The 9,182-nt window shown below is 65.2% G+C and carries 7 protein-coding genes; 2 read left to right on the top strand and 5 right to left on the bottom strand.

Annotated elements, in window-relative coordinates; genetic code table 11:
- A partial coding sequence (locus AB4Y34_RS31070) for a molecular chaperone DnaK (RefSeq protein ID WP_368718169.1) occupies positions 1-2,123 on the top strand: 2,123 nt, incomplete at its 5' end.
- Here the strand turns inward: AB4Y34_RS31070 and AB4Y34_RS31065 are convergent.
- Positions 2,120-2,398, bottom strand: coding sequence for a hypothetical protein (locus AB4Y34_RS31065; RefSeq protein WP_368718168.1), 279 nt, complete (start codon positions 2,396-2,398; stop codon positions 2,120-2,122). The two genes, AB4Y34_RS31070 and AB4Y34_RS31065, sit on opposite strands and share 4 nt — an antisense overlap.
- A gap of 135 nt (positions 2,399-2,533) precedes the next feature.
- Positions 2,534-3,376 carry an EamA family transporter gene (locus AB4Y34_RS31060; protein WP_368718167.1) on the bottom strand — a complete coding sequence of 281 codons (843 nt, stop codon included), beginning with the start codon at positions 3,374-3,376 and terminating at the stop codon, positions 2,534-2,536.
- 121 nt (positions 3,377-3,497) lie between these two features.
- Here AB4Y34_RS31060 and gcvA point away from each other — a divergent pair, with 121 nt between their 5' ends.
- A complete protein-coding gene (gene gcvA / locus AB4Y34_RS31055; RefSeq protein WP_368718166.1) occupies positions 3,498-4,388 on the top strand; it encodes a transcriptional regulator GcvA in 891 nt (296 codons plus the stop codon).
- Between the two features lie 78 nt (positions 4,389-4,466).
- Here the strand turns inward: gcvA and AB4Y34_RS31050 are convergent, their stop codons facing one another.
- From AB4Y34_RS31050 to AB4Y34_RS31040, 3 genes are all read right to left on the bottom strand, one after another.
- A complete protein-coding gene (locus tag AB4Y34_RS31050; RefSeq protein WP_368718165.1) occupies positions 4,467-6,596 on the bottom strand; it encodes a D-(-)-3-hydroxybutyrate oligomer hydrolase in 2,130 nt (709 codons plus the stop codon).
- Positions 6,597-6,796: 200 nt separating this feature from the next.
- Positions 6,797-8,620 carry an FAD-binding protein gene (locus AB4Y34_RS31045; protein ID WP_368718164.1) on the bottom strand — a complete coding sequence of 608 codons (1,824 nt, stop codon included), beginning with the start codon at positions 8,618-8,620 and terminating at the stop codon, positions 6,797-6,799.
- Between the two features lie 37 nt (positions 8,621-8,657).
- Positions 8,658-9,152 carry a RidA family protein gene (locus AB4Y34_RS31040; RefSeq protein ID WP_368718163.1) on the bottom strand — a complete coding sequence of 165 codons (495 nt, stop codon included), beginning with the start codon at positions 9,150-9,152 and terminating at the stop codon, positions 8,658-8,660.
- Positions 9,153-9,182: the final 30 nt, after the last annotated feature.

Raw genomic sequence — 9,182 nt, 5'->3', positions numbered from 1 at the left:
GCCTGACGCGGGTCGGTGTGGGCAATCACCTGATGCTCGGCGGCGACAACATGGACCTCGCGCTCGCGCATCTGGTCGAGGCGCGCCTGTTGGGTGGTGCCGGTGGCGCTGGGCAGGCGCCGCAGCGGCTGTCGGCGGCGAGCCTGTCGCAGCTGGTCGAGCGATGCCGCGTCGCGAAGGAGCAGTTGCTCGGCGCGCAGGCGCCCGAGGCGGCGCCGGTCACGCTGCTCGGCGCCGGCTCGAAGCTGATCGGCGGTGCGCGCACCACCCAGGTCACGCGCGACGAGGTCGAGAAGATCATCGTCGATGGATTCTTTCCGCGCGTCGCCGCAGATCAACGACCGGGCCGCCCGCGCGGCGCGATCGTCGAATTCGGCCTGCCTTACGCGACCGATGCGGCGGTCACGCGGCATATCGCGGCCTTTCTCGAACGATTCGCCGCGCAGTCGCGCAAGGCCCTCGGCGCGCACTCCAGCACGCCGGACCCATCCGGCACGGCCGCCCTGCCCGTTCCCGACACGCTGCTGCTCAACGGCGGCGTGTTCCGCGCCGACGCGCTATCGCGGCGTCTCGCCGACACGCTCGGCGGCTGGCGCGGCGCGCCGCTCCATGTGCTGCACAACGACAACCCCGACGTCGCGGTCGCGCGCGGCGCGGTCGCTTATACGCTCGCGCGCGCCGGCTTCGCGCCGAAAATCGGCGGCGGTTCGCCGCGCAGCTATTTTCTGTTGCTCGACGAAACGCCTGCAGGCAAAGACGTTGCCGAGCCGGACGCAGCGCCCGCGCAACGCGGCATCTGCCTGCTGCCGCGCGGCACCGAGGAAGGTCACGAGATTCTGATCGAGGATCGCACGTTCGCACTGCGGCTCGGACATCCGGTGCGCTTTCACCTGGTGTCGTCTAGTGCGGACACCGCATATCAGCCTGGCGAGCTGGTCGATCTCGCGGTCGGCGACTTCGTGCGCCTGCCGCCGATCGCGACGATCGTCCAGCCACGCGACGGCCAGCGCGCCCGCGAAACCGCGGTGCGCATCGCCACGTCGCTGACCGAGGTCGGCACGCTCGACGTCCATTGCATCGAGCTCGACGATCCATCGCAACGCTGGCTGCTCGAATTCCAGCTGCGCCACGGCGACGCGCAAGTAGACCTATCCGCCGATGGCGCGCCGCAACGCCACCCGGCGCTCGATCGCGCGATCGAACTGATCAACCGTTGCTTCGGCGCCCGCGCGCATAACGTCGACCCGAAGGAAATCAAACGCCTGCGCTCGCAGCTGGAACATCTGCTCGGCCCACGCGATGGCTGGGGTAGCGCATTGCTGCGCGAGCTGTTCGGCGCGCTGTGGGAACGCGCGCGGCGCCGGCGCCGCTCCGCCGATCACGAACGGTTGTGGCTGAATCTGGCCGGCTATTGCGTGCGGCCCGGCTTCGGCTATCCGCTCGACGAATGGCGCGTCGAGCAACTTTGGACGCTGTTCGACGACGGCATTCAATACGTGACCGACAGCCAGGTGTGGTCCGAATGGTGGACGCTGTGGCGCCGCGCGGCCGGCGGTCTCGGCGAGGACGCACAGTTGCGCGTGCTCGACGCGATGGACTATCTGCAGAAGGCCGCGCAATCGCGTCACAAGCTGCCGTTCGATGTCGCGAAGACCGGCTTCGCCGATATGGTGCGCCTGTCCGCATCGCTCGAACGGATTCCGGCGGAACGCAAGATCGAACTCGGCGAGGCGGTGCTCACGCGCTTGAAAAAGCCCGCGGAAAACCATCAAAGCTGGTGGGCAGTCGGACGGATCGGCGCGCGCCAGCCGTTCTACGGCAGCGCGCACAGCGTCGTGCCACCCGAGGTCGCCGCGCAATGGCTCGACGCGATCCTTGCGCTCGACTGGAAGAAGGTCGACCCGGCCGCGTTCGCCGCGGTGCAGATCGCCCGCATGACCGGCGATCGCTCGCGCGATCTGCCCGACGAACTGCGCACGAGTGTCGTGCGACGCCTCGAAGCGGCGAGCGCGCCGCGCGCCTGGATCACGATGGTCAGCGAAGTCGTCGCGCTCGATAACGCCGACGAAGGCCGCGTGTTCGGCGAATCGCTGCCGGTGGGGTTGAAGCTGATCGGCGGCTAGAGCGTTCGGCGCGGCGCGAAGCTCAGCACCGCTCGCGCCGCGTCCGGATTGTCACGGTCCTCGAGGCTTTCCGCGAGCAGAGCGCGAAAGACCGGCAACTTGTCCTTGCCGTATTGGAGCCCAAATTCGCACAGCACTTCGGCGATCGCCGCTTGCCGGCTGTCGGCGCCCAGCGTGCTCGAAATGTGCGAGCTGCCGCGCGCCAATTCGAGCAGATAGGTCGAGCGGTAACGGTTCTTTTCGGCCTGTCGGCCGGACCTGGGTCCACGGGGCATCGTTGTTTTTCTCTGCCATTGTCGAACCCGCTATCTATCAGTCAAAGCTGAAGGAAACCTTAGGACGAATCGCGCATGGCTTGCTTGCCACCCGTCACATCAAGGCAAGCCGGCGATGAACGACCCGCATCCTCGTCAAAGCCCCAGACATGCCGCTCCAGCCGCAACGACCAGGCAGGCGAGCCAGCGCCCGCCATTGACCGCTTCCCCAAGAAACACCCGCCCGATCAGCACCGCGAACACCACGCTGGTTTCTCGCAACGCCGACACCGCACCCATCGCGCCCGACTGCAGCGCCCAGATCACGATGCCATACGCCGCGATCGACACCAAACCGCCGATGAGCGACGAGCCCACTGACAGCGGCTCGGCACGTACCGGTGTCCATAGCGGCGCGAGGCCGCGCGTTGCGACGAACAGCAGCGGCATCAGCCAATAGAACAGGAACATCCACGCGGTGTAGGTCAGCGGCTGACCGTCGGACAGTCTCACGCCGATGCCGTCGATCACGGTATAGAGCGCAATCGTCGCACCAGTCGTCAGCGCGCTCAGCACACCCGCGCGCGACACGTGCCGCCCCTGCAACGCGATCGCGATGATGCCGCCCGAGATCATCGCGATCCCGAGCGCGTGCAACGGGCCGATCGCTTCACGCGCGAACAGCGCCGCGCCGAGCGTGACGAGCAGCGGCGACGAGCCACGCGCGATCGGATACGCGAGCGCCAGGTCGCTGCGTCGATACGACCGCACGAGGCTCACGTTGTAGAAGATATGCACGAGCCCCGATGCAACGAGGTAGGGCCAACAGGCGCTGGCTGGCAACGGATTGACCAGCACGACGAGCGTGGCGACAGCCGCGATGGCGATGCTCATCCAGGTCATCGACAGGAACCGGTCGCGGTTGCCGTGCAGCATCGCGTTCCAGCTCGCGTGAAGCATCGCGGCAAAAAGCACGATGCCACCGGTATAACTAAGCATGGGGTTTTGGGGCCGAGAGTGAGCGGGAATGGCATTAGCGGTACAACAGGAAGGATATCTATCTTGTCGTGGCCCCTCAAACCAGATAAATTGGCCGCTTGCGTTAGAAAAACTCTTGCAAATGAAACGAGTATTGCCTCCGCTCAATGCGTTGCGGGCCTTCGAGACCGCCGGCCGGCTCGGCAGCTTCAAGGAAGCCGCCGCGGAGCTGCACGTGACTCACGGCGCGGTGAGCCAGCAGGTGCGTCTGCTCGAGGAATGGCTCGGCGCCTCGTTGTTCGAACGGCACCACCGGCGCGTGACACTGACGGCGGCGGCGAAGGCCTATCTGGAGGAAATCGGCCCACTGTTCGAACAGCTGTCGCAGGCAACCGCGCAATACGGTGTGCCCGAAACGCTGTCGCGGACGCTATCCGTCAACGCGCCCGCGACATTCACGTTGCGCTGGCTGGTGCCGAGACTGGCGACATTCCGCGCCGAGCATCCCGACGTGGAGGTCAAGGTGGAGACGTCGAACGGACCGCTGGAGAGTTTGAAAGAGAGTTACGACATCGTCATCCGGGGCGGCCCGGATACGTTCTATGGCTATTCGATGCGGCCATTCCTGTCCGAGGAGAGGCTTCCAGTCTGCAGTCCGGCGCTCTTGCAGCGGGTGCCGCTTCGATCGCCGGACGACTTGCGGCAGCACACGTTGCTGCACACTTCGAGTCTTCCGCGGCTTTGGCCCGACTGGCTGGCGAGCACGCAGCTTGCCGCGCTGAGGCCGGCCGCCACGTTGACCTTCGATCACTTCTATCTGACCTTGCAGGCCGCCATCGACGGAATCGGCATCGCGATGGGACCGACCGCGCTGGTCTCCGACGATCTCGCCGCTGGCCGGCTCGTCGCGCCATTCGACGGTCCGCGTCTGCGGTCTCGCAGCTACTGCACTTACATTGCGGATGAGAAGTCTGGCGATGAACTGGTCGTGCAGTTCCGTTCGTGGCTCGAGCGCGAGGGGATGTGTTCTTGAGCGCAGAAGTAGGTCATCTCACAGCAACGCGCACACAGGCGGGCGCCTGTGTGCGCGCATTGCTTCAGCTCGCGCCGCTCAATTCGGCACGTTCACGGCGCCGTTCGTTGCGGAAATCGCATTGGCACCCGGGCTCGCCGCGATCGCCGGCAGGTTGGCCGTGGTCAGCGCCGGTGCGGCTCCAGGCGTACCGCCGCGCGGTATCGTGTGGATCACCTGCGACGGCGGCAGCGCCGTGCCGTTCTTCAGATGAGCCCACATCAGGTTGAGCGCCTGAAGATTGTAGTAGTGCAACGGCACGAAACGCATGTCGAAACCGGCGACGCCGAGGAACGCGTCAAAGTGCTGACCGTTCGTGACTTCGTAAAGCGCCAGCTTGCTCGCGCCGCCCTCGGCCACCTGGTTCAAGCCGAGATACGGCCGCGACGCGTGGTTGATCGGCACCAGCGCATCCGCGCGTCCTTGCACGATGATGGTCGGCTTGCCATGCAGGTTCGCATTCACGCGGATTGCATCGACGCTGGCACTCAACGCACCGCTCGTCCACCGCGCGCGCAGGCATGCGGCGCCCGCGTAGCTCGCATCGGCGGTCGCGAGCCGATGATCGACCGCGCCCGAGGTGCCCGCGTTGTAGACGAGGTTGATGCCATTGGTCGGCGGCACGCCGTTGCCGTTGCCGAACACCGTCAGCATCGGCGAGACCGCCGGCGTCACGCCGGCTGCGCCCGTTGCGCTGGTGGTGCCGAAGCTGAAGTCGCACAGATTGTCGGCGACGCTTGCACGCGCATATGCATTCGCATAGGTCACGGCGACGGCCGGCACTGCCTGCGAGTCCCACATCGGCGCTTGCAGCAGGTCCGAGTCCGTCTGATAGCCGTTCTGATGCAGCAGCGCGAGCGCACTGGTGGCCTGCGTCACCGTATCCGCTCCCGCGATCACACCGGCTGCCGCGAGCGACGCGCAACGCGCGGTGCGCAGCGCGGTGGTGGTCGCGGTCGGCAGCGCGGTCAGATACGGCGCTCCGGCCGCGGCCGGAGCGAGCGCGGCGCACGGCTGCAGCAGGTTCGCGAGCGTCATGTAATCGGCGAGCGGTTTGCCGAACGCGCCGACCGGCACGCCGCCCTGCGCGACCGACACCTGTGGCGTGAGCCGCATGTTGATCTGCGGTTCGCCGACCACCACTGCCGTGATGAGGCCCGACGTGTCCTGCTCGGCCGCCGCGAGCGAAGCGCCGCCGCCGTTGCTGACCGACGCGGCGATCGTCGTGATGCTGCCGCTCGCATAGCGCACCGTGCGCGTCGTGCCATTCAATGCGCCGAACGAATCGTTGAGCGCCCAATATGCGAACTGGATCGCCTGCAATGTGTTCTTGCCCCAGTCCTGCTCGGGGTTCTGTTGCGAGTGCGCGTGCTTGAACGCATAGCGGTTCGGGAACTGCGCGTTGAACGTTGCCAGCGTGCTGCTGCCGAGCTTCGCGGTGAAGAGGCTCGCCTTGCCCGCTGTGCTCGCATCCTGCAACGTGCCGTCGATCAGCGTCACGCGATTCGTCGACAGCTCATGCGCGCCGTTGCCGCTGCCCTTGTCGGTGTAGGCCACGGCGCAGCCGCGCTTCAAGCCCCACTCGCCGGCCGCCGAAATCGCGCCGTACACGCCGCGCGAACCGGACGACGTCGCGGTGACGATGCAAGGCTGGTCCGGATTGAAGCTCGTGGGAATCTGCACGAGCAGGCTCACGTTCTGCGCGCCGCTGCCGTCATCGGCATAGGCGAGGTATTCCTTGCCCGCGATCTTGCCTTCGCCCAGCGTGTCGTTGCCGTTCAGGTCGACGTTGGGGCCCCAGAAGCGTCCATAGCCGCCGTTCGCCGTCATGTCGACGAGCGCCCGGTAGTTCGACCAGATTGCGAGACGCCGCAGTTCGGCGGCCGTAGGTTGCGCGGTATTCGCGATGGCCGGCGCGGTCGCCGAGGCGAGGCCGGTCTTGCCGAGGCCCGCGGTCAGCAGATCGTCGCTGTTGCCGTCATAAGATTTCGTCGTCACCGCGCTTTTGATGAAGCCTGGCAGCACGTTGTTCGGCGGCGGTGGATGCAGTCCGTCGTCGTTGCCGCCGCCGCAGCCGGCCAGCACGATCGCGGACGCCATCAGGCTCGCCGCGGTAGTGAGCCACCAAGGGTTGTGCATGGCCGCCGGGATCTTCTTCGGTGTTGTCATCTTTTCTGTCTCCGTCATTTATACGACGTTGTATTGGCAACGGCACCGAACTTATTACCGACTCCGCTTCATCAGTTCGCTAGAAAGAGATGCTTCGGATGCCGATGCATCGCTAGCGTGCATTGAGCTCTCGCCGGAGTCAATACACGCTCATACCGACACACAACGAGCATCAGGATTCGCTTGAAACAGCCGGCCGGCTAGTCGGAATCGGCCATGCGGGTGAACCCGTCGTCGCTCCAGGCTTCGGAGCCGACACCGTGACGAACGAAGAAAACTCCGTGCGGGTCGTAACGTTTCTTGATCGACAGAAGACGCGCATAGTTGGCCCCCCAGTACGCGACTTGCCAGTTTTGCTGAAAATAGCTGCTCTCAGCGACGTAGGCGCCGTCTGCAGGTGCAATCTTCCTGAGTTCGTCGATGGCCAGACCGATCAGCTTCGCATCTCGCTGTGCCTTCGCAACGTCGGGCTCGTGATCGGTCAGACCGTCGAATGCCGGCGGCCCCTCGCTCGCGATAATCGCCAATGCGAACGACTCCGCCACGACTGGATTGACGGGCGTTTGCAGGCCGGCGGCAATCACATCGGCAGGGGCGCCGGCCAGCCCTTTCTGAAAATGAAGCTCGACAGGCCAATAGCGCGTAGCGCCCATCAGCGCATCGACGAGTTCGGGTTGGCGCTCGCGCGTCAGCATTGCCGCAGGCAACCACAGCGAGTCGAAGCGGTGGATCACATGACCGGCCTCGGCGAGATTCTGTGTCCAGAAGAAATTGGCATCTGGCGCGCCGGGCCGGTCATCGAAACGGACCAGGCCGGGCACGTACCGCGCGAGCGCCTTGCCGTCCCAACGTATCCTCCCCGGACCGGCGACGATCGATGGCGCGGCCGTCATGGTCAGGTCGTCCTGCAAGCCAATCCAGTCCCACAACGGCTGCCACAGCGTGGCGACCTCTTCTTTGCCGAGTCCCTGAAAACTCATGGCGATGCGCAAGCGCTTGCCCGGCAGCAGCGTGACGAGTTCACCCCAGTGGCGATTGCATAGGCTATCGGCGTAAAGCGCGACGAAGCGGCCCAGCAAGCGTTGGTACGCGACATCCGAGCGTGCCACGACTGCGCAGGATACGAGACCGAACACGTCCGGCAGTTCGTGCGTGCGCAAGGTCAAACGGCTGACCACGCCGAAGGTGCCGCCGCCCCCGCCTTTCAGGGCCCAGAAAAGATCCGGTTCTCTTCGCGCGTTGACGACCCTGACCACACCGTCCGCGGTGACGACCTCCGCTTCGAGCAGTGAAGCCGACGCAATGCCGAATTGTTTGGAGTGCGTTCCAAAACCTCCCCCTTGAATCAGTCCAGCGACTCCCACTGTTCCACAACCGCCGCCCTGTACATATCGACCCACGCCGCCGGTAACGGCTTCATAGGTATGCATCCAGATCGCGCCTGCCCCGACGCTTACCGCGGGTCCGGGTGGAATGATCCCGTCACAACCGCTCGGAACGAAAGCATCGTGATTCCCGATGTCGTTCATCGCGCGCGTCCATATCATCAAGGAATCCGGTGCGTTCGAAGTGCCAAGATAGGAATGCCCCCCGCCGCGTACAACGACGCGAAGATTGCGTTCACGCGCGAAATTGACGGCCGCCGCCACATGTTCGACTTTTGTCGCCGCGACGACGTACGCACTCGGTTCGGCTTTCCACGCGCCAACCCACTCGCAGGTTTGTGTCAAGACGGGACTATCGCCGATGAAGTACGGATTCTTGAGTTCGCGGAAGAGCGCAAGGCACTCGGCGTTGCCGGGAGATTCGCGACAGAGCTCGAGTGGTGACTCCGGTCGGATCAGGTGGCCATCCACCTGCTGTTTCAGTCGCGCCCAGTCCGAAGGCGTGGGCCATCCCGGTTCGCCAGGACGTACGCGTCGCGGGGTCTGTGCAGCGTGAGCGGCATCGAGCCGAAGCAACGGCCAGACAGAGGGAAACAGCGGGACAGCCGCAAGCCCCCTGATCAGATCACGGCGCTTCACTGTGGCGCTCCTTCACCGCTTCGCTCGATGCAAGCGCTTAGGCGTCTCGTGGAAGCAGTTCGACTTCACCCTCGATCTCCACGGGAATGTTGAAGGGCAGCTCGGCCATTCCCACCGCGCTGCGAGCGTGAGCGCCGCGCTCCTCGCCGAAGACAGCCAGTATCAGTTCCGAGAAGCCGTTGATTACGGCGGGCTGCCGGTTGAATGCGGGTGCCGAATTGACCATGCCGAACACTCTCGTCCAACACGCGATGCGCTCCAGACTTCCGAACTCGCGCTTCAGGCTGCCGAGAATAGCGAGCGCGGTGAGGCGAGCCGCCACGAACGCTTGCTCCGGCGAGACCTGACTCCCCACCTTGCCGAGTGGCTGGGCGAGCGAGCCGTCCGCGTTGGTCGGTCCATGGCCCGAGATGCAAGCCCTGCTGCCGACTACCCGCACCCATGGAAACGGAAGCGCCAGCCCCGCAGGAAGCTGCAATGGCTCCGGTAGGACGTAGCCAAGCGCATGCAAGCGATCTTCAATGGTCGACATCTTCAGACTCCACGTAAATGCCTGATGGCC

It is taken from the genome of Paraburkholderia sp. BR10954 (genome assembly GCF_040965775.1).
Taxonomy (GTDB): domain Bacteria; phylum Pseudomonadota; class Gammaproteobacteria; order Burkholderiales; family Burkholderiaceae; genus Paraburkholderia; species Paraburkholderia youngii.
This window is presented reverse-complemented; position numbering and strand designations above follow the sequence as displayed.

What these genes read in the sequence shown, in the direction of transcription:
- AB4Y34_RS31065 (WP_368718168.1), bottom strand. Translation starts at nt 2,398, where the DNA reads ATGCCCCGTGGACCCAGGTCCGGCCGACAGGCCGAAAAGAACCGTTAC.
- AB4Y34_RS31060 (WP_368718167.1), bottom strand. Translation starts at nt 3,376, where the DNA reads ATGCTTAGTTATACCGGTGGCATCGTGCTTTTTGCCGCGATGCTTCAC.
- gcvA (WP_368718166.1), top strand. Translation starts at nt 3,498, where the DNA reads ATGAAACGAGTATTGCCTCCGCTCAATGCGTTGCGGGCCTTCGAGACC.
- AB4Y34_RS31050 (WP_368718165.1), bottom strand. Translation starts at nt 6,596, where the DNA reads ATGACAACACCGAAGAAGATCCCGGCGGCCATGCACAACCCTTGGTGG.
- AB4Y34_RS31040 (WP_368718163.1), bottom strand. Translation starts at nt 9,152, where the DNA reads ATGTCGACCATTGAAGATCGCTTGCATGCGCTTGGCTACGTCCTACCG.